The 20,265-nt window shown below is 60.7% G+C and carries 18 protein-coding genes and 1 pseudogene; 5 read left to right on the top strand and 14 right to left on the bottom strand.

Translation table 11 applies throughout. The features are described from left to right. Window positions 1-13: 13 nt before the first annotated feature. The 4 genes and pseudogenes from DFLDMN_RS12400 to DFLDMN_RS12385 all read left to right on the top strand — a co-directional run. Window positions 14-172 (top strand): annotated as a pseudogene (locus DFLDMN_RS12400) (aminoglycoside resistance protein); the annotation flags it as partial. Window positions 173-333: 161 nt separating this feature from the next. Then, a complete protein-coding gene (locus DFLDMN_RS12395) occupies window positions 334-1,845 on the top strand; it encodes a CHASE2 domain-containing protein (protein ID WP_423195255.1) in 1,512 nt (503 codons plus the stop codon). 4 nt (window positions 1,846-1,849) lie between these two features. After that, window positions 1,850-2,218 (top strand): hypothetical protein, encoded by a 369-nt coding sequence (locus DFLDMN_RS12390; protein WP_423195254.1) that lies wholly within the window; start codon window positions 1,850-1,852, stop codon window positions 2,216-2,218. A gap of 218 nt (window positions 2,219-2,436) precedes the next feature. Continuing rightward, complete coding sequence (locus DFLDMN_RS12385) at window positions 2,437-3,849, top strand: M48 family metallopeptidase (protein ID WP_423195253.1); 1,413 nt, start codon at window positions 2,437-2,439, stop codon at window positions 3,847-3,849. An 89-nt stretch (window positions 3,850-3,938) separates the two neighbouring features. Here DFLDMN_RS12385 and DFLDMN_RS12380 read toward each other — a convergent pair whose 3' ends face one another. The 8 genes from DFLDMN_RS12380 to istA form a co-directional block, all read right to left on the bottom strand. Continuing rightward, window positions 3,939-5,207 (bottom strand): IS256 family transposase, encoded by a 1,269-nt coding sequence (locus DFLDMN_RS12380; RefSeq protein WP_025647994.1) that lies wholly within the window; start codon window positions 5,205-5,207, stop codon window positions 3,939-3,941. A gap of 100 nt (window positions 5,208-5,307) precedes the next feature. Next, the gene (locus tag DFLDMN_RS12375; protein WP_423195252.1) at window positions 5,308-5,919 is read right to left on the bottom strand and encodes a 2-hydroxychromene-2-carboxylate isomerase; all 612 of its coding nucleotides are present in this window, start codon (window positions 5,917-5,919) and stop codon (window positions 5,308-5,310) included. After that, window positions 5,916-7,241, bottom strand: a complete 1,326-nt coding sequence (locus tag DFLDMN_RS12370; RefSeq protein WP_423195251.1) for an MFS transporter — start codon at window positions 7,239-7,241, stop codon at window positions 5,916-5,918. The genes DFLDMN_RS12375 and DFLDMN_RS12370 overlap by 4 nt, the downstream gene beginning before the upstream one ends. A gap of 39 nt (window positions 7,242-7,280) precedes the next feature. Beyond that, window positions 7,281-8,093, bottom strand: coding sequence for an aldolase (locus DFLDMN_RS12365; RefSeq protein WP_423195250.1), 813 nt, complete (start codon window positions 8,091-8,093; stop codon window positions 7,281-7,283). Window positions 8,094-8,207: 114 nt separating this feature from the next. Continuing rightward, entirely contained in the window at window positions 8,208-9,107 is a 900-nt protein-coding gene (locus DFLDMN_RS12360; RefSeq protein WP_423195249.1) for a LysR family transcriptional regulator, read from the bottom strand. A 139-nt stretch (window positions 9,108-9,246) separates the two neighbouring features. Next, complete coding sequence (locus tag DFLDMN_RS12355) at window positions 9,247-10,383, bottom strand: DUF3883 domain-containing protein (protein WP_423195248.1); 1,137 nt, start codon at window positions 10,381-10,383, stop codon at window positions 9,247-9,249. Window positions 10,384-10,927: 544 nt separating this feature from the next. Then, window positions 10,928-11,701, bottom strand: a complete 774-nt coding sequence (gene istB, locus DFLDMN_RS12350) for an IS21-like element ISOcsp1 family helper ATPase IstB (RefSeq protein WP_144817098.1) — start codon at window positions 11,699-11,701, stop codon at window positions 10,928-10,930. Continuing rightward, window positions 11,698-12,723, bottom strand: coding sequence for an IS21-like element ISOcsp1 family transposase (gene istA / locus DFLDMN_RS12345; RefSeq protein ID WP_423195247.1), 1,026 nt, complete (start codon window positions 12,721-12,723; stop codon window positions 11,698-11,700). The genes istB and istA overlap by 4 nt, the downstream gene beginning before the upstream one ends. 125 nt (window positions 12,724-12,848) lie before the next feature. Here istA and DFLDMN_RS12340 point away from each other — a divergent pair, with 125 nt between their 5' ends. After that, the gene (locus tag DFLDMN_RS12340; protein ID WP_423195246.1) at window positions 12,849-13,541 is read left to right on the top strand and encodes a restriction endonuclease; all 693 of its coding nucleotides are present in this window, start codon (window positions 12,849-12,851) and stop codon (window positions 13,539-13,541) included. Here the strand turns inward: DFLDMN_RS12340 and DFLDMN_RS12335 are convergent. The 6 genes from DFLDMN_RS12335 to DFLDMN_RS12310 form a co-directional block, all read right to left on the bottom strand. Continuing rightward, entirely contained in the window at window positions 13,538-14,575 is a 1,038-nt protein-coding gene (locus DFLDMN_RS12335; RefSeq protein ID WP_423195245.1) for a hypothetical protein, read from the bottom strand. The genes DFLDMN_RS12340 and DFLDMN_RS12335 overlap by 4 nt on opposite strands. Next, a complete protein-coding gene (locus tag DFLDMN_RS12330) occupies window positions 14,565-16,232 on the bottom strand; it encodes an HsdM family class I SAM-dependent methyltransferase (protein ID WP_423195244.1) in 1,668 nt (555 codons plus the stop codon). Before DFLDMN_RS12330 ends, DFLDMN_RS12335 begins: the two co-directional genes overlap by 11 nt. Before the next feature lie 187 nt (window positions 16,233-16,419). Continuing rightward, on the bottom strand, window positions 16,420-16,653 hold the full coding sequence (locus tag DFLDMN_RS12325; protein WP_423195243.1) for a hypothetical protein: 234 nt from the start codon (window positions 16,651-16,653) through the stop codon (window positions 16,420-16,422). Between the two features lie 279 nt (window positions 16,654-16,932). Beyond that, window positions 16,933-17,865, bottom strand: a complete 933-nt coding sequence (locus DFLDMN_RS12320) for an AraC family transcriptional regulator (protein WP_423195242.1) — start codon at window positions 17,863-17,865, stop codon at window positions 16,933-16,935. Between the two features lie 35 nt (window positions 17,866-17,900). After that, window positions 17,901-18,926, bottom strand: coding sequence for a nitrilase-related carbon-nitrogen hydrolase (locus DFLDMN_RS12315; protein ID WP_423195241.1), 1,026 nt, complete (start codon window positions 18,924-18,926; stop codon window positions 17,901-17,903). A gap of 244 nt (window positions 18,927-19,170) precedes the next feature. Then, the gene (locus tag DFLDMN_RS12310; protein ID WP_423195240.1) at window positions 19,171-19,938 is read right to left on the bottom strand and encodes a YggS family pyridoxal phosphate-dependent enzyme; all 768 of its coding nucleotides are present in this window, start codon (window positions 19,936-19,938) and stop codon (window positions 19,171-19,173) included. Window positions 19,939-20,265: the final 327 nt, after the last annotated feature.

Below are 20,265 nucleotides of genomic sequence, written 5' to 3'. Positions count from 1 at the left end.
CGCTTCATTGAGCGGTACGTGTCTGGCAATCCATCAGTCTGGGTCGGCGCTCGACGGCGGGCTCAAGCCATATACCGACACCGACCTGCTCGTCACCGTCGACGCCGCGCCCGGGGAGCTGGTACGTCGAGCGCTGAGGAGTGACCTGCTGGAGGTATCGGCGCCACCCGGTAGCGATTCGGCGTGACGGGCGCTGGAGGTCGTTTGCTTCCGGTACTGGCAGCACATCGTATAGCGCATCAGAAAACCTGGAGCCTCCCTTCTTACGAGGGGGCAATTTATGCGCATAGCCGCCGACATACATGGTCTCGGACAAGAAGAACATCATGACCAATGGCGGTCCCTCAGGCACGGACTGATGGCCAGAAGCGGCGCGCGGCCCGGACGCGATTCAGCGTTTCTTTGATATTTGCGCTACTGGTTTCGTTCACGATGCTGGTGGGCGTTCCGTTATTGTTGCCAGTAGACGCCGGCGACGCCATCACCCACGCCAATGCCCGGTTGCAGAGCGCCTTGGCCGGGGACTTTTATCCCGCCACGCACCGCGACGATACGACAGTGCTGCTGATAGACGACGACTCGGTCGCGGATACGGGTCAAGGCTGGCCGCTCCCCTACCGTACCCACGCACGCTGGCTTTCGGTGATCGGCAACGCCTACAAGCCCAGAGCCGTGTTTGTGGACATCACCTTCACAGCACCGCGCCAAGACGACACGCTGCCACGATTCATACAAGCGCTTTGCCAGTTGCGCGATCGCGGCATTCCGGTTTTCCTGGCGGCGCTACCGGGTAAGGACGGCAAGCTGACACTACGCCCGGGTCTCGAATCGCCTCCTGGCGAGCTGCCTTGCTTCAAAGCGGTGAGCGTTGATTACGACCCTGACGGCGTCGATCGTTTGGTATGGAACTATCCGCTCTGGCGCGAGGTGCCGGGCTCCGACGGCGCCGGCGGCACAGAGCGAACGCGCAGCGCCGCGCTGGCGATGGCTGAGGACGTCGCTGGACTACGTCTCACCTACGAGCCGAATCCGATGGCCTTGGTGTGGGGCGTGCGGTCGCCCGATGTACGCCACTATGCGACTTGGTGCAGACCATATGTCGGTATGGCCGAACTGCTCCCTGCACGCTTGCGTGCTGCGCTATCGGAGGGCGCAGAGGCGTTAAAGCCAATATGTCCTTATAACCACGCCATTACCATGCGTGAACTCAAGCCATCTACCGTAGAAGAGGAGCTACGTCTGCGCGAACGTCTCGATGGCCGCATCGTGTTGCTCGGCACCTGGATGGCCGGCACCAATGACATGCTTCCGTCGCCTGTACACGGTCATATTCCCGGTGTGTTTATGCACGCCATGGCCTTGGACAATCTGCTCACGTACGGCAGCAAATACAAGCGCGCGTTGGAGTGGCAGCTGGCGTGGAACACCTTGGTACCGCTCGGATTCATTGTAGTTGCCTTGGTGCACGTCGTGCTGGCCCGCCGAGATCTCAGCGAAGCACTCGGATGGGCACCTCTGCGAATTCGATGCCCAGCGTGGGCCAGACCATTTATCAAGCGGGCGTTGCGGGCGCGTGATCGGGCCGCAAAAGTCGGTGGCGTGTTGGGCGTGACTGTGCTCGTGCTTGGTAGCGCGTGGCGCATCGGCTATTCGGCGCCCCTCATCATGCTCTTCGTCGTTGCGGCTCAGCGCCTCCTCGACATCGGCATGTTGCCGCTCGTGAACCTCGCCATCATGGCTCTGGCTGCAGAATGGCTTGGTTGGACCGACAAGCTCACCGACCGGTACTTGGGCCGAACCGCGGAGCCCTCTTCCTCGGTGAGTTCCCGCAATGCATTGGAATAACGATATGCAACACTTCGCACGTACTGCGGCAACAATCTTGTCGCTTCTGACTATGCACGAAGGGATTGCAGCACCGGCTGTCGCTGGCCAGATCAATGGTGCCGTGCAGGTTCCACTCCCGCTATATCTCCAGCCCGGAGACAGTACGCCGGCACAGCGTGTCACGCCGACAGATCTTCCGTGGCAGATCCTGGCGATGAAGGACGACTTCTACCGCGTGCGTGTGGCTGGTCGCGAGTACTGGGTCGACAGCATGACCGTGCGCGTGGCGCGTGGCAGCAAGGCGACCTGCGACACGACAGTACTGCCTGGCACCGCCAACCATCGGCCGACCGGATCCACAGCAGGCGCCGGTGAAGAAGCGTGTCGATAGCCGCGCCGGGTACGCGCCTGCGCCTCAAGTGCCTGCGAAGCGCCGCCCTGGCATCGACACTGGTGGGTGTGTTCGTGAGCGGATGTGCCTCGCTACCGGGAGGCAATGCCTTTACCTTGCAGACAGGGGAACTGCCACCCATTCCACCCGCGCGAAGCTGGCCTGATGCATCTGCCGATGTGAGGAATCAACGAGCACGAGGTAGCGGGCTGGTCGACATGCCGGATATGCAGGGTTACCTCAATGGACTGCTCTCCAGGGTAAAGAGCGCGGCCGGCGTAATGGCTTGGCCGGGTCGTGTGTATGTGCTGGCATCGAACGACTTGGAAGCTTACTGCACCGCGGCGGGCAATGTGTATGTGTCCGTCGGTTGGCTCAACTCCGCGGAATCGGAGGACGAGATCGCGGCATTGCTGGCGCACGAATTCGGACACGTCTATCTGGACTATCACCAGTTGGAAAGCGCGAGTCTTACCGCCGATCAGCTTGCCATGTTGACGATTGTCGGCATCCTTCTGGCACGGACAGTGACCAAATCCAATGCGAACTCCGCCGCGTGGGGGGCGGCGGAAACAGCGCTGGTGTCCTATGTCCTGGGCAAACGACTGCTGGTACCTGCCTGGGGACGTCAGCAGGAAGAGAACGCCGACCGGTTCGGCGCAACGGTTTCCATGCGCCTTGGCTACTCCTTCACGCAGGGCTTCAAGGCCTTTCTCGAGCGCCAAGCCACGTGGGAACAGCAAAATGACGAGCGTCGAGATGCGGAGCGCCAACGCGCGCTGGAGCAGGTAATGCAGGCAGCCGCCGATCAGGCGCGAGAAAAGAGCAAGGTGAAAGGCGACGATGTGATCAGCGGAGCCATGCGCGACATCGAGGCGTCGCTGGAGGCCGGTCGCGCAGGCCTTGTGCAGAACCTCAGTGATGGGGTCAACTACCTGTTGGGCCGTGCCGGTGATGCGCATCCCTCGTCCACCACGCGGCTTGACTCGTTGACCGAGCAGGTAGCACCCCTATTGGCAGGAAAGCCGCGCCCGCGTCCGCAGGTAGAGGCGTGGAATCGGGTACGTCTGCAGCCACGTACTGCGGCGATTCTGAAGAACTACCAACTCGTCGTGGAGGCCCAGCTTGCCTTGCGTCACGGTGATCTGGCACGGGCTCGGAAGTTCGCCCAGCAAGCTGCATCGGGCCCTACCGCGCATCAGGCATTGCCTTTGCTCACGCTGAGCGTGACGGAGGCCAGCGCGGCAGGCAACACTTCCATCGCGCTGCGCGCGAATATGATGCTCGATCGAAACTTGCGATCTGAACCGGATCGCGCGTGGGCGACCTACGTCATGCGCGCGAACGGTTTGCTTGGTGCGGGCCAAGGCAAGCAGGCGACGCAAGTAATGAACGAGGGATTTGGCTATTTTGTCGACGCACCTGCCGCGTGGCCCGACGCGATTCGCTTCTATGGTCTGGCAGGGGATTGGACGCGTGCGAAGCAACTGGCCAGCGTGTGTGGCGCCCGATATCCGGCGTACCGGGGGATTTGCTCTTCTGCGGCCATGACGCCGTCTGAGCTCGCCGAGGAGAAGCGACAGACTGAAGAAAATAGCACGAAGCTGATGGATCGATTGTTCAAGCGCTGACCCGCTGAATCGGCGCCGCAACAAAAAACGGGGTTCCCGCCAAGGCGGACGTGTCAGGAATTTCGTGTGCTGAGGTCGGTTAAAAGATCTCAGCTGATGGCGGCGGTGAATCGCTCGCCGAACAGAATGGCGAACTGATTGACTGCTTGCCGCCAGGTGATAGGCGGCATCTTCCAATCCTTTTCGATGTTGCGCAAGGCCAGAAACAGCAGTTTGCTGGCGGCTTCGTCGCTCGGGAAGTGGCCGCGGTTCTTGACGATCTTGCGCAACTGCATGTGCATGCTCTCGATGGCGTTCGTCGTATATACGATTCGACGCACCTCGGGCGGATAGGCGAAGAAGGGGATCACCTGTTCCCATTGGCGCTGCCACATGGCCGCGACGGTAGGGAATTTGCGCCCCCACTCGCTCTGCGCAAAGGCGTCGAGCGCCGCTGCCGCCGCCTCGGCCGTGGCGGCCTGATAGATCGGCTTGATCGCGGCAGCCAGCGACTTGCGGTCCTTCCAGCTCGCCAGATTCAGCGAATTGCGGATCAGATGCACGATGCAGGTCTGGATTTGGGCGGCCGGATAGACCGCCTCGATCGCTTCGGGGAAGCCGCGCAAACCATCGACCACCGCGATCAGGATGTCGTGCAAGCCGCGGTTCTTCAACTCGTTGAAGACCTTCAGCCAGAACTTGGCGCCTTCCGTTTGCTCGATCCACAAACCCAGCACTTCCTTGCGGCCGTCGGCGCGGATGCCCAACGCCAGATAGACCGCCTTGTTCTTGACCGTGCCTTCGTCGCGGATCTTCAGCCGCAGCGCGTCAAAGTACACGATCGGATACATGGCCTCGAGCGGGCGTTGCTGCCATTGCTCGACGTCGGCCAGCACCTCGTCGGTGACCGTGGAAATCAGATCGGGCGACACCTGCAGCCCGTACAGTTCCAGCAGATGGCCCTGAATCTCGCGCACGCTCATGCCGCGCGCATACATGCTGATGACGTGGTCGTCGAAGCCCGGCAGCCGGCGTTGATACTTGCCGACCAACTGCGGCTCGAACGTCGCCTGCCGATCGCGTGGAATATCCAGCGTCAGTTCGCCGTTGGGCGTGAGGACCGTCTTGCGGCTTGTGCCGTTGCGGTGGTTGCCCGCCTTGCCTTGCTCGGCCTCGGTTTCCAGATGGTGGCTCAACTCGGCCGCGAGCATGCGCTCGGCCAGTTGCTTCTTGAGCTGGCCGGCCAAGCCCGATTCGCCCAGGATCGACTCGGCATCCTTGCTCTGCACCTGGGCAAGCAGTTGATCGATCAGCTCATCGGGGAACAGCTTCGGCGCCTTCGGGTTCTTGCTCTTCTTGGTCACGGTTGCATCGGTCATAGGACGTTATTTCCGTTATCGTCTCATGGCCTCGGCACACTAAAAATCTGACAGGCCCGCCAAGGCGGGAGCCCCACAGACCCACGCACAGCAAATGCTGTCAAGCGCCAGTCTTCGACGCGATGGCCTCCTCCAACATCTCCAGCCGGTCCTGGCCCCAGAACAGTTCACCTTCGAATACGTAGCTCGGTGATCCGAATACACCTGCCGCGATGGCCTCGTCGGTGTTGCGGCGATACACCGCTTGCACCTCGGAGCTGCGTGCCGCGACCAGCCATTGCGCTGCGTTAAGTCCCAACGCGGTCAGGATGTCGCGCAGCGTAGCCTCGGAGGAGACATCCCGCTCCTCGCACCATTCCGCGCGCAGGATGGCCTTGTACAGATCCAGCACAGGCATGCCTTGCAAATCCGCCGCGATCACGACGCAGGACGCCAGGTCCGCGTTCGGGCACATGTACTTCGGCAACGGATTCACATCGATGCCGAGCTTGTGGCACCAACGCTTGAGCTCGGTGATCCGGTAATTCTGCCGCTCTTGCGAGCGCTGACTCAACAGCACGCCACCGGTGCGCCGATACACATCCGGCAGGTCCACCGGCTTATGCCGGATCTCCACGTTGTGCCGGCGCGCCAGCGCATCGAGCCGGTCGGCGCCGAGGTAGGCCCAGTCCGAGTTAAGCCAGAAGTAGTAGTCGAGATGTGGCCGCGTCATACACGTTTGCTCCCTTGCACCGCGGTCATGGGCACGGCGAATTCGTTGCTACCGCGCATACAGGCCGCGCTGACAAACGCGATGACGCTCAGTGCACCGAGATACCAGACGATGTAGGTCGGATCGCCATTGCCATATGCCAGCAGCGATGTGGCAACGATCGGTGCAAGGCCCCCGCCGATGGCGCCTGACACCTGCACCGCGATCGAGATGCCGCTATATCGCACTTCCGCCGGAAACTGCGCCGAGAACAAGCTGCCTTCCGGCCCATACAGGCACGCGTACACCAGACCGATAGCGATCGACAGCGCAATCGTGATGTTGGTGGGATCGAGCGTTTGCAGCAGCATGAAGAACTGCGGCGCGAAGACCAGCACGCCGACCGTGCCCGCCATAAAGACCCATTTGAAGCCGACGCGGTCGCCCAGCACGCCGAACAGCGGCATGGTGAACAACGCCACCAATGCGCCCCACATCGTTGCATTCAGCATCACGGTCTTGGGAATACCCAGCGTGCCAGTGGCATACGCCAGCGCAAAGGCGACCACCGTATAGAACCACGTCACTTCGGCCAGCCGCCCGCCAACAACGGTCAGCACCTGCTTGGGATAGCGCTTGAGCACGATCAGCGCGGGCATCTCCACCTTCTCGCCCTTCTTCTCCATCTGCTTGAAGTCAGGCGACTCTGCCACCTTGGCGCGAATGAACCAGCCCACCATCAGCAGCACCACGCTAGCCAGGAACGGCACGCGCCAGCCCCAGCTCAGCATGTCCTTCTCCGGCAGCGTGGCAACCATACCCATCGCCAGCGAAGACAATACAAGCCCCGGCGCCACACCGGCTTGCGGCAGGCTGCCGAAGAAGCCCTTCTTGCCTTCCGGCGCATGCTCCACCGCCATCAGCACGGCCCCGCCCCACTCTCCGCCCACTGCAATCCCTTGCAGAAAGCGCAACAGCACCAGTAGTACCGCACCCCAGTAGCCAATGCTCTCGTACGAAGGAATCAGGCCGATCAGGATGGTCGGGATACCCATCATGAACAGCGTGATCAACAACATCGACTTGCGGCCGACCTTGTCGCCGAAGTGCCCGAACACCACGCCGCCCAGCGGCCGCGCGAAGAAGCCGACCGAGTACGTGGCGAATGCCGCCAGCGTGCCGGTCAGAGGGTCAAACGAGGGAAAGAAGATCTTGTTGAAGATCAGCGCGGCAGCGGTGCCGTACAGAAAAAAGTCGTACCACTCGATGGTGGTACCCATCATGCTGGCTAGCCCGGCCGTGATGTATTCCCGGCGCGAACGCGTGGTCGAAATCGGATGCATGGTGACGCTCCTTGAATCATGAGGGAAACAAGCAGCGCGTCACGCTGCCGAGAGGGGACCGAGCGGCGAACTGAGCAGCGAATTGAGCGAGGGGATTCCGTGGGTCTGCCGGCACCAGTAATCGAACGTCGCATTCACGATCGAAGGCTTGAGCAGATAGTCGTGCGCCTCCTTGGCGAGTGCGTCGTTCACCGGGGTGAGCGGGCCAAAGGCCTGCGCGCGGATCTGCATGCGGGCGGCGCGCTCCAGGTACACCGACAGGTAGGTTGCTTCTTCGCACGTCGTTCCCGCGGTCAGGTAGCCGTGGTGCGCGAGGATGATCGAACGCTTGTTGCCGAGCGCCTCGGAGATGATCACGCCCTCCTGATCGGCAATTGGCACGCCAGGCCATTCGCCGAGGAACGCACAGTCGTTGTGCAGCGGCGTCATGTCCATCTGCGCGATGACCAGCGGCTGACGCGCGGCGGCGAGCGCGGATGCCCAGGGCGAGTGCGTGTGGATGATCGAGTTGACGTCCGGGCGGGCGTCGTACACCCACAGGTGGAAGCGCGTGGCCGGGTTGGGCATGCCGTCACCGGTGAGCGTGTTGAGATCGCGATCGACCTCGATAAAGTCTTCTGGCGTGGCTTCGTCGAAGCCGAGGCCGAAGCGTAACGTCCAGTACGCACCGGGGCGTTCGGACCGGACGCTGATCTGGCCGGCGAGGCCGGCTTCCTGCTCGGTCATCGCCAGGATGCGGCACGCATAGGCCATGGTCTCCCGCATGCTGCGCGGCTTGCGGCGCAGATGCTTCGCCATTTCAGTGGTGGCGCGCGTGTCGAAATACGATTTGTCTCTAAGGGGGGCGTTCATCTCTTCGTCTCTCCGTGGTGGCCTCCGGACTTACATCGCGGTAAGCGGGAGGTGGAGGACAGTATGGAAACGCGGCCCTACGGGTGCTATGAAGCAGCGCTCATAGCAGATATCTCATTCCGTCACGGGTAAGGACTGTGCGATCTGCAGGGCGCATTGCAGCAGCGCGTCGGTCAACGGCAGGGACGGACGGTCCCGGTGGCCGATGGCGACGATCCGGCGGCGCATCAACGGGCTGCGGATCCTGAGCTTGCGGAGATCGTAGTCGTTGAGCAGCTTCTCCGGCAGGCGCGACGGCAGGATACAGTCACCGACACCGGTGGAGACGAGCTTCAGAATGGCGTCCACGGTCTCCGCTTCCGCAACATACTCGGGCTGCAGGCCGGCGCTCTGGATCATGCGGCGCAGCGCGTAGCTGGGGGGAAACCCTACCAGGCGCAGATCCTGGTGCTGCAAGTCCAAGCCATCGTCGACGGCAGTCCAAGGGGAGTGTTGCCCCGTGACGAGACACATGTCGTCTTCGAACAACGGGTGCGTGGTGAGCGTGGCCGTGTCCACCGCGGTGTCGTACACAAAGCCCAGATCGGCCTTGCCCGATTCCACCAGCGATACGACCTCCGGCGAGCTCCGGCCCATCAAGGACAGGTTGACGCTCGGGTGGGTGGCAACAAACTTCGCCACGACTTCTGCCATGAAGTAGTAGCTGACGGTGTGGACGATGGCCAGACGCACAGTGCCTTGCGTGGTGCCGTGGGCCTGGCGGATGGCGTCTACCGCCTGGTCGATGGCGCGGTAGGGGCCCTGGATGGCTTGATGGAGCTTGCGGCCCGCTTCGGTCAGCTCGACACCGCGGCCGGTGCGGGTGAAGAGGGGTTTGCCGAGCGTGGCCTCCAGAGCGGAAAGCTGCTTGCTGATGCCGGATTGGGTTTGGTCCAGAGCGTCAGCGGCTTTGGAGAGGGACTTGAGGTCGGCGATTTGGAGGAAGGTGCGGAGGTGGCGGTCTGGGGTGTCCATACATGAGTATTGGTTTGGAGGCGTGTGCACGGCCGCCTCGTCTCAAATCGCAGTGACGGACACCGCGATTGCCAGGATCATTGCTGTGTCTCAGTCTGCGCCTCAGGCAGCTACCCGGGTCATTGTTGCGCAAAGTTATCTAGGCGACAGTAGCGGGACTCAAGCTTACGCTGTAAGCGACCGGCTCTAGTGTCAGATTGGATAGGCTTCCAGGCAAGATGAAGACCCTAGGCCGCGTATTGAAGTGGAAGATGCGATAGATATAGAACTGCAACGGGTTCTCTTCAGAAAATGCCTTCTCATTTCGACTGATGAGAAATGGGGCATCTGGACCCCGGTTCGTTGTCTTCACCTCGATGTATCGGGGCATTCCGGATACATCGAACGACAGGATGTCATATCCCGCCCCATCGCCCTTCGTTTTGGATACCCACTCAATACGCTGCGCAAGATCGCCGCGTCCTGCCGCGTGGAGCCGTATGCGTTCAAACTGGAGCGCCCATTCTTCGCCGTTGCTTCCAAGCAGGCGGTTCCGCTCTTCGACGATGGCGTAATTCACTTGTCGGGTTACACGCGTGCGCCTCATTAGCGGTGGTGGGGCCTTCTGCAGAGCCGGCGGATCGGCCAGCGCAGCGAGCGTCGGGCTGGCGCCGGGCGCGGCTTGGGCGTGGGTAGTGCTTTGCTCCACGAGCGGTAACGATGCATTCGCGACGTCGCGCCCGAGGTGCTCCTTGACGACCTCCAATAACAGTCCCTGGAAGTTCCCTCTAGGCTTGTATCCGCGAATGGGAGCTACGCCGAGTTCCAGCAGAACCGCGGAGATATTCTGATGCTTTTGTTCTACCGCACCCTTGGAGCGATTGTTCAAGAGCTTGCGCAGTCGTTCGTTGTAAGCGCTCTTGTTGTAGCGCTCACCGCGCCGCTCTAGCTCCAGCATCTCAAAGTAACTGCGGACGGTTGCTTCGACCTCTGCATGGGTCCAATCGACACTGACGACTTCGAATCCTAGATCGGTGAGCAGTTTCTCGACCGAAGCCTTGCCCCCGGAGAATTTCTTTGCGGAGAGCGGGCCTTCATCCGGAAACGCATAACCATACGCGACGCCGACTATAGCCTTGGAGTCGTATAGTCGTCCGGTGTTCGCAGGGTACCGGATCCTGAAATCCCGAGACTTACGGAAGCCGTACGTGGCTAGAAAGACTTCTTGGCCCAGCCTATCGAACTCTTTGATGGCCTGATGGATAAATCTCCGGTCATTAATCTTTTGTATTCCCATGGCTCTGAAAGCCTGGCGGCTAGGGGCGCTTGTATTGTTGGTGCCTAATCATACAGCGACCGCCGGGAGCCTTTCAGAATCGTCTGATTTTTTTGAGGCGCGAGGGGAGGTGCCGCAAATGCGGTCGGGCTCCGGCCAACCTATCCTCCGTTCAATCCGGCGTTTAAATTTGGGGCCGTTGCCGTTGTGGATGGATTTACTCTCCGATTGAGTGCCGAATTCAGTCGGCCGCTAACGGACCACGGCCTTGCATGCAGCCCCACAATAGAGGGGATCGGTTCTAACTCTTATCAGGCAAACTTAGCAGTAAATGTTCATGGTATCGATTTTCCGATCTGCACAACAAGCCCATGGCAAAACGAAAAAACACTGGCGTCCTTGAAGATCTATTCGGCATTGCTGCATTACTCCCTTGGTGGGCGGGAGTCGGTCTAGCCGTTATCGCGTATGCATTGCTCCATCGCTATTCCGTAGCCGTGTCAAGCGCAGCCCAAATCTGAGCCACTTCGCGCGCCCGCGCGCAAAGTAAATGTGAACCAGTTGATTAGTTCTTCGTGGCGGGCACGTGGCCGGCCTTGCGTTGCTGTTTCAGCCGATAACTATCTCCTTTGATTTGGACGATGTGCGCGTGATGCAGTATCCGGTCCAACATTGCCGCAGTCAGCGTGGTATTGCCGCCGAAGGTCTGATCCCATTGGGTGAAGGGAAGATTGCTGGTGAGGATCATGGAGCCGCGTTCATATCGCTTGGCGACGATCTGGAAGAAGTGGCTGGCTTGGTCGCCGGACAGGGGTAAGTAGCCGATCTCGTCAACGATTAGCAGGCGTGGGCCGAGGATGTTGTGTCGCAGGACGGCGTCGTATCGCTCCTGACGCCTGGCGGCCTCGAGTTGCAGCATGAGGTCGGCGGCGGTGATGAACTTGGTCTTGATCCCGGCTTGTGTGGCGGCGTATCCGATGGCAATCGCCAGATGAGTCTTGCCGACGCCGGAGGGACCAAGCAACACGGCGTTCTGACTGCGTTCGATGAACCGCAGCGTCGCCAGTTCGTCGATCAACTTCCGAGGCGCTCCCACAGCAAAGCCGTAGTCGTACTCGTCCAGCGTCTTGACCGCTGGGAACCCGGCCATGCGAACCAGCGTCTGGCGTGAGCGGACTTGGCGGGTATCACGCTCATGTTCCAGCACGTGCTCCAGATAGTCCATGAAGCTCCAGTCCTTGTTCACCGCGTCACTGGCCATTGCGCGGTATGCCTGCATCAAGCCCTCGAGCTTGAGCGTCTGGCAATGGGCATCAATTCGCTCCTGTTGCAGGTTCACGCTCGTACCTCAGTCAAAAGTTGCTGATAGACCGACAGGGGGTGTTGCAGCGTGGCGTCCAGCGACGGAGCAGCTTGTGTGACCTTCGTGAGCTGGGAGGGCTGGGAGAATGCTGGCAGCTCACGCAAGAACGCGCGCTCTCGCTGAGTGAACAACTCCGCTGGCGCGTATCCGGTTACCGGATGCACACGCTGGTTCGCCACGTCGCGCAGCCACTTGCCGACTTCGGCGTTAGCTGTATCGACGTCCAGCACCAGGCCCGACTGCTTCAACCAACTGGTCAACGGCACGTAGAAGTTGCCACGCAGGTACCGATGGAAGCGTTCGACTTTGCCTTTGGTTTGGGCACGATACGGACGACAGAGGCGGGGAATGAATCCATAACGCTTGGCAAGGTCCAGGAGGCCGGGATGCCAGCGGTGATGGCCCTCTGCGTAAGCATCGCGCGACGCGACGATAGTCTTGGCGTTGTCGTACAGGATCTCCCGCGGAACCCCGCCCAACGTCTCGAACAGTGCGTGATGGCAGGTCATCAGCGTTTCCGCCCGCTCGTTCGTGGTGAATCTGGCCCAGCGCCAGCGACTGAACCCCAGAGTCGCGGTAAAAGCGTAAAGCGGGTCAGCGCCACGGCGAAAGACGACGAAGTCGCATTGCATCTGATGACCCGGCGCGGTCTCGAACCGCACGATCGGATCAGCCGCTTGCAAAGGCTTATGCGCGTGCATGAAGGCTTGGAGACTGCGCAGCTGTCCCTGATAGCCTCGCGCTCTTAGCTCGCGCAATAGCGCGGGCGCCGCGATCCAATCCGGAAAGGCAGCTTGCATGCGCTCGCGGATGTAATCGTGAAACGGGTCGAGCTTGGTCGGGCGAGCCTCACGCTGCTTGTAACGGGGGACATCGTCCGCAGCCAAGTAGCGAGTTACGGTATTGCGAGAGACGCCCAGCCGTCGCGCGATCTCGCGCAGCGACAGCCCTTGGGCCTTGAGCACATGGATCTGCATCCACTGTTCCTTCAAAAGCATCGTCGGCCTTCGCGCGGAAAAGGCAGACTGTACGGAAAAGTGGTTCAGATTTACCTTGCGCGAAGTGGCCCAGTTTTACTCTGCGCGCAACAGCCGAGGCCCCAATAGCTGCAACGCCGGGAAAAATGGGCAACTTCTTAGCCGGCCAGCTACTCAGGACCTTTGCCGGGTTTGGGCAGTATGTGGTGCCTCTAGCCCTGCTGGGCGGCGCGATTGCTTCTTATATTGGCAAACGCAAGAGAGAGGGGCTCGTTAGCAAGGCTGCCGCAGACCACACCGGTGATGCAATCCGTCGAATGACCTGGCGCGAGTTCGAGATGTTTGTTGGGCAGCTGTATAGAATGAACGGATTCACTGTCGTGGAGACTGGGGGGGGCGGCGCGGATGGCGGCGTTGACCTTGAACTGAGAAGGGGGCAGGAGCTTTTCCTCGTCCAATGTAAGCAGTGGCGCGCCTACAAAGTCTCCGTCAATGTGGTCAGGGAGCTGTACGGCGTGATGGTAGATCGCGGCGCCGCGGGAGGATTTGTAGTGACGTCTGGCATCTATACAACCGATGCAAAAGCGTTCGCCGAAGGAAAGAACATTAGTCTCGTTGATGGTGCGACGCTGGCAGCGAACCTTAAGCGCGTGGCAGCCGCCAGCGAACCTGTCGCTCGAGAACGGGCTGCGCCGGCACCTGCGCAGCTCATTGCACTTCAGTGTCCACGCTGTGGAGCCGGTATGGTCCAGCGGATTGCAAGGCAGGGAAAGAACGCGGGAAATGCGTTCTGGGGATGTGAAACGTTCCCAAGGTGCAGAGGGGTACGAGGTATCTAGTTACTGCTGCTGGTTGATCCGGCACTAGGTGAAGCTCGCCGTCTGCGTGCCTCCTTGTGCATGTTGACCGGCGTTGCGCTAAGTACGCGAGTCACCATTGCCGCAAGAAATCGGCCGGGATTCAGATCATCCGGCGTCTTATCAATGCAGATCTTGACGGTGGGAAGTCGTTCTATATCTCGGTCAACTTCCGCCACAGGCGATGGAGCGGGAGCATCCTCTTCTTTGTCCAAGTCGAGGCCGGGCTCAGGAACCCCTTCTGCGTGCTTCTCTTCGCCGGTGTCTGGAATCGCTACGTCGTCTGCGTATTCCATCAACACTAAGCATGTAGCGTGGTACGCGTCGTCCTCACGGCCGAGTTTTGCAAGCAAGTCGAACAGCCACTCAGCGGTGGCGTTTTCCTTCACAAGGATGTCCGAGCGGAGACCAAAAACGAAGCCAAGCGCGGCCAATGGGTGTCTCAGTCTCAGGTTCTTCGCGTCACCATATGACTCCTCAATCCGATTCGGCGCATTCTTGCCGTACGAGGAATCCATTCGCTTTGTTGATATCAGCAGTTCCGGGCCGGTATCCCAGTCTGTCATGATGACGTCAACTTGCTTAAGGTAATTCTTTCCGAGAATGGATGCGCTCGAGGAAGTAACTCCGCGGATCGAGGCCTGTTTCGTTAGCCGGTCTGCGACAATCTTTTGAACTTCACGCGGAAGAGATTCCAGTAAGGACGCCACGGGCGCGGGAAGGATGCGCGGATGGACTGCGCGTGGCCAAGTCTTATCCGAGGCGAAACCTGCACGCCGCAGCTCATAACTTAGCCACACGTCGAGAGCGAGCGCTGGAACTCCGGATTGGGTCCCTGCCCTTAAGTAGAGCGGAACACCCAGCAGCTTCACGAGCGTTGCGTAGTCAGGCTCATAGCGCAGCCCGTTTGACGTGGACACCCAAGGATTGCTATGAGCGCCGTCTTTGGCTGCAAGGGCGACAATTCGATCAAAAATGACCCAGGCTTTTGCTTTGGCGGATGGTTTAGCTGCCACTTATTGCTCTCGTGGTACGGCGCTGGGCGAAATCCGCCCGCGCTTGGCGGATCTTTTTCATCTGTTTAGCGGACAAGTCGCCGTAGCCAAGCAGCACGACTTCATCGACGACTTCTACTGCATCAAGCAGTCTGCCGTCTGCTAGAAGCTTGGCGACTCGTTGCTTGACTCCGCGCAGTGCGTCCGCACGAGCCGAGATCAATGCTGGTGCTGGCATCGCCCATACATCAGCTTCCTTGGGCTCGATCTTCAGGATTCCACCACCGTACGCTCGACCTACCATCTCCGCGTGCAGTAGCGTGACAGAGTTCAGGCTTGCGAGCGGCAAGAGATCACGGCCAAGCTCTTGATGTGGCTCTTTGAGGTAGACACCGTGAACTGAATTAAGGTGATGGGCCCTAGCTTCGTTCGCCGTGAGTCGCGGTGTGTCCGCATTCATGCAGGTCAGCAGCAAATCCGCTGCCGGGACTAAGGGCACCTGGTACCAGGTTTTGCGGACGCGGCACTTGTATGCCGTGTCGACGCCGGTTCGGTGGCCGTCAGCGATGTAGGCAGCAGCAGCTGGTGATGGCGGGCTTGAGGGATAGAACAAGTATGTAGCGAGGCCCTCGCGTCCCAATTTCGTAAGCATGGCGCTGGAGAGCGCCAGTCCACGCAAGTGTGAACTTCCCGGTGGGGAGAGGCGCAACAACTCGTTGCGGCTTAGGCCCAGCTCTTTCACACGAGCAGGTGAGAGCGTGAAGTACTTGTTGTTGCCCGTGACGATACCCAACGTGGTATCGCCCCATGTCTCCAAATTAGTGAAAGCACCGTCTTGCCGCAATGCATTCAACGGCTCAAGCGCTTCTGGGTCGATAAGGCTACTGGTCCACTTGGCCGCAGGATCTGCCGGCGTCCAGATTTGTCCTTCCCCCAAAAACGCTAGCTCGGCGGCGTTCTTCGACTGTCGAATTGTTGCGTGACGGGCTGGGCCTTCGAGATAGCCGTCAGCCAGCAGCAGCACAACATCAGCCTCCGCGTCTGGAAATACCTGCTTGTCGAAAAGAACGAGCTGTACGTCGCGGAACTGGTCGAAAAGGAACCGCCGCACCGGGGCGGCGTAGTTCACGGACAGCAACTCGGCGGGTAGCACAAGGCCCAAACGTCCGCCGGTCTTTAGAAACATTGCCGAATGGACCGTGAACGCAGCCCAACTCGAGGCGAGACCTGTCAGCGACACGCCCCCGCGAAGCGCCGCCTCGCGCGATCTCGCGCGGGCCTCGCCCGCAAAGTCTTGGTAGCGAATGTAGGGCGGATTTCCAATAACCGTGTCGTAAACTGGTTCAGGCGCGACAGCAAAAAAATCACTGTGCCGGATCTTGGTTTCTCCTCCGGCCGTGAGCACGCGTTCGCGAGCAACCCTTGCACTGTAGGCATGAATTTCGACCCCATCCACCGTAGGGCGCGCGTTGCCATCGGGGGACAGGTCCCGGAGTCGACGTACGGCGGCAACGAGAAAAGCCGCGTCGCCTGCTGAGGGTTCTAGAACACGATCGAGATGCGTACGGATGGCCCAATTAGCCATGAATCGCGTAATCTCGTCGGGAGTGAAGAACGCTCCTCGCTCCTTGCGGAGCGCGGGCGTGTCGTCGGGATCGATGGAGCGTACGAGCGTCAATTGGGAATCCTTGAAGGCAACTCTGCGGACAAACTCGGGTGCGCCTTGGGCCCCTACGAGGCGCACAATTCTAGCGCGGATGCGACGCAACCGTCGAGAAGCGGTGTGTCTGGTGAGAGCGCGAGCCGCCCACTTCCCCCTTCTTCCTTATCGATAAGGGGGGCGGCTCGAAAGAAGGCATGGTTGGCTACTCCTTCAACACATCCATAGCCCGATCAAGCCCCGCAACAATCTCCAGCAACCTTCCCTTCTCATAGCGTTCATCGTCGCTGTCGCCCATCTCGTGGAACAGCTTTCGGCAGCCTTTGGCGATGCACAGCAGATCTTTGAACGTCTCCTCGTACATGTTGACCAGGCGGGTCGCAACGACCAGTTGCTTCGCGAAATCAGGATCGAACGTCGTGTTTGTGTGGCGAGGCATGGGAAGACTCCTGTAGTGGTTAGGGGTGCCGCACCCAGGAAGGGGTGGCGGACCAGACGACAGGGTTCCAAACCGGTTCAGACAGCGAAAGAAACCGGCAAGCCCGAAAGCTTCCCTGCCCGGTCCGCCATGACTTACTGATTTCGCTATCTGTTGCAGGTTGGAAGCCTGGCCGCTGTTGGCCCCAGCGACAAGTCCAGTGTGGCCCCGATCCTTGTAATAAAGAATGAGACGATTCCGAAACGGAACCCCAGAAACCTGCCTTGCCGACCGCCAGTCTCACCCCTTCTCGAGACTGCGCCGCCGATAGTGCCCCGGCCCCACCCCAAAGACACGCTTGAACCCGCGGTTGAACGCCGCATCGGATTGATATCCGACCGCTTCCCCGATCTCGGCGATGCTCTTCTGGGTGCCCAGGAGCCACTGGCTTGCCTGCGTCATGCGGATATGGCCGAGGACTTCGCCCGGCGTTGCGCCGGCGACGGTTCGGAACGTTCTCACAAAGGTGGCGCGCGACATACTGCATCTGGCGGCAAGCGCTTCCAATGTCCACGCATGACCGGGTTCGCCGAGCATCGCATGCAGGGCATGGTGCAGCCTGGCATCCGCCCCCAGCGCGAAAAGGCCCGGCGCGGGCTGTGCCTGCGCGAGCCATGCACGAAGCAACAGCAGGAAGAGTGCGGACGCCAGATGAGACACCACGGCGCTGCTCCCCGGCCGCGCCTCGCTGGTTTCGTCTCGCAGTAGCGTAACCAGCGCCTGAAGTCCCTGGAACTCATGCTTGCCGGCTGTGCGCACCAGTACTACCTCGGGCATCGCATCCGCCAGTGCTTGCGATCCCGCCGCGTCGAAATGGAACTGACCACAGAGGATATCGGTGAGCTGCCCGCCGGCGTCGTTCGCGAGTTGCGCGACCAGCGACTCCTGGTACATGGCGTGCGTCTGCATCGCGCTGTCTGCGCCACGCGTATACAACCTATGCGCGCGGCCGTGCGGAAATACCAACATGTCACCGGCCTGCAGGGTGATGGTGTCGTGCCCAGCGACATCGACCAGCGCCGAACCTTCGACGACCAGGTGATAGGGCGCGACGTGCGGCCGCTCGGCAGGGTAAGCCATTTGCCACGGCGCACGAAAGCGACATCGGGTATCCAGCTCGGTCCTGACCGGGTGCAGCAACAGGAGCTGGCTGAGCGTATCGTGCGTGGGCAAATGGTGTCCTTGTTCCGCTAACGCGTGACGATCGGTCAGGCGTCCTGGCCGGCGAGGCCGGACGTTTCCGGCGAGCGATCCTTGCCCGTTTCGGCTTCCGTGCGAGCGGCGCCGGCCGAGGTGGTGCGAACGTGAGGCGTTACCTTGCTGTGCACCGCAAGGCTGAACAGATCCGGACGCGAATAGTGTCCGACCGTATCCCGAATGCGTTTGGCGTTGGTCAGCGCGGTAAAGTCGAGATCGGCGATCAGGATACCTTCGCCTTCCGTCAACGGGGGCACGATATGTCGTCCATCCGGACCGATGATCGCCGTCATGCAACCACCGGTCAGTACGCGCTCCATATCAGGGGAGGGTGCGATGCTCGCCCGTTGGGCGTCGGTCAGCCACGCCGTGGCATTCACCACGAAGCAGCCGCTTTCCAGCGCGTGATTGCGCAGTTGGATCTCGGTCTGTTCGCTGAACACAGGGCCAAAGACCGATCCGATATACGTGGAGATGTGAATCTCTTCATGTTGCGCCATGAGGGAGAAGCGCGCCAGCGGGTTGTAGTGCTCCCAGCAGGTTAGCGCACCCAGGCGGCCAATGGTGCTGTCCACGGCCCTGATGCTGGTGCCGTCGCCTTCGTCCCATACGAGGCGCTCGTGCGGTGCGGGGGAAATCTTGCGGTGCTTCAGTATCAGCGCGCCGTCGATATCAAACACCAGCTGCGTGTTGTAGACGGAGCCGTGGTCGCGCTCGGTGACGCCCACTGCCACGACGATCCGGTGGCGCCGCGCTGCTTCGCCGAGGGCATCCGTAATGGGTCCCGGTACTTGCACGGCATTCTCGTACAGCCGGTTCTGTTCGGCACCCATGCCGGCGGGGGAGAGCACGACGGAGAAGTACGGGTAATACGGAATAAAGGTTTCCGGGAACACCACCAGTTGGGCGCCTTGCGCGGCCGCCTCGCGGATGGCATCGAGCACACGGCCGAGCGTGCCGGTGGCGCTGGACAGATCCGGCGCATATTGAACAGCAGCAACGCGCACTACCTTGAATGTTGGAGCGCTTTGAGTCATGGCGGGCAATTCCTTTGATCGCGTGAATGAAATGTCAGACCTCAGTCATCACGGTCGATTCTAGGGACGCCTGTTGTTCTGACGAATGCTCCGCAGGGTCAGTTTATTGATCAGGAGGATCAGAGTTCCTTCGCGAGTCCGAGCACGAATGTCCCGCGCATGCCGACAACCGATCGGTAATATTCGAAGCTGCCGAGCGTCATAGGATGTGTGCTATTGCCGATCGGTAATCTTTATTTGTGCTTTACCGGGCGCTGAAGGCAAATCCCGGCCAATACTCACTATCCGCCGTCCGTCGCGCTCCAAATATCGCCTGTCCCACCCGCACAACCGTGGCGCCCTCTTCCACGGCCATCTCGTAGTCCCCGGACATCCCCATCGACAACTCATCGAGCGCGACACCATCCGGTGCGTCCTGGCGCAACCGATCGCGCAGCTCCCGCAGCGAGACAAAGCAAGGCCGCACCAGGTTGGCATCGTCGGAGAACAACGCCAGTGTCATCAATCCCCGCACGCGCAGCGCGGAGAAGGCCGGCATCTGCCGGATAAACGCGGGTACATCCGCGGGTGCGAGGCCGAATTTGCTCTCTTCGTTCGAGGTGTTCACCTGCACAAACACATCGAGCGACCGCCCTTCAGCCTGAAGGTGCCGATCCAGCGTCTCAGCGACGCGCAGGCTGTCGAGCGCCTGGAACTCGCTGGCGAACCTGGCCACCACCTTCGCCTTGTTGGTCTGCAGGTGGCCGATCACGGCCCAACGCGCATCGGCAAGGTCGCGCATGGCCTCCCATTTGCCATGGGCTTCCTGCACCTTGTTCTCGCCAAAGTCCCGGCAGCCTGCCTGGTAGGCCAGGCGGATGCGGGCTTCTTCTACGGTCTTGCTAACGGGGAGCAGGCGCACGCTGGCGGGATCCCGGCCCACGCGCGCGCATGCAGCGGCGATGCGGGCGCGCACCTGGGCGAGGTTGTGTTGGAAGTCCTCTACGGTGCGGGCGGTCTGGTAGTTGGGCATCGCAGTGCGGTGGAGTGTGTGCGGATATGGCTGTTATAGCGGGTCGATGTATCTCCTGTGTATCGGTGCAGGCTTATAGGGCGCTGGTACAGATGGGGATGCAGGCGCCAGGTGCGCGCCCGGTACGTCGAGCAGGTGTCCCTGAGCCAGGCCGGCCAGCAGTTTCTCTCCGGCATGGTTCTTGTCCATCGGCACGGGGGGCATCAACGCCGCGAGACGGAGAAGAACGGCGCTAGCCACAATTGGTGCCCGCCGAACAACAGCCTGTCGCTCTTTGCATGTCTTCCACCGGCCATAACTGCACTCGTACGATTCATCAGGCAACGC

The organism is Cupriavidus sp. H19C3 (genome assembly GCF_049393815.1).
Classification (GTDB): Bacteria; Pseudomonadota; Gammaproteobacteria; order Burkholderiales; family Burkholderiaceae; genus Cupriavidus.
The sequence above is the reverse complement of the archived record's forward strand: the minus strand, read 5'-3'. Positions and strand labels throughout refer to the sequence as shown.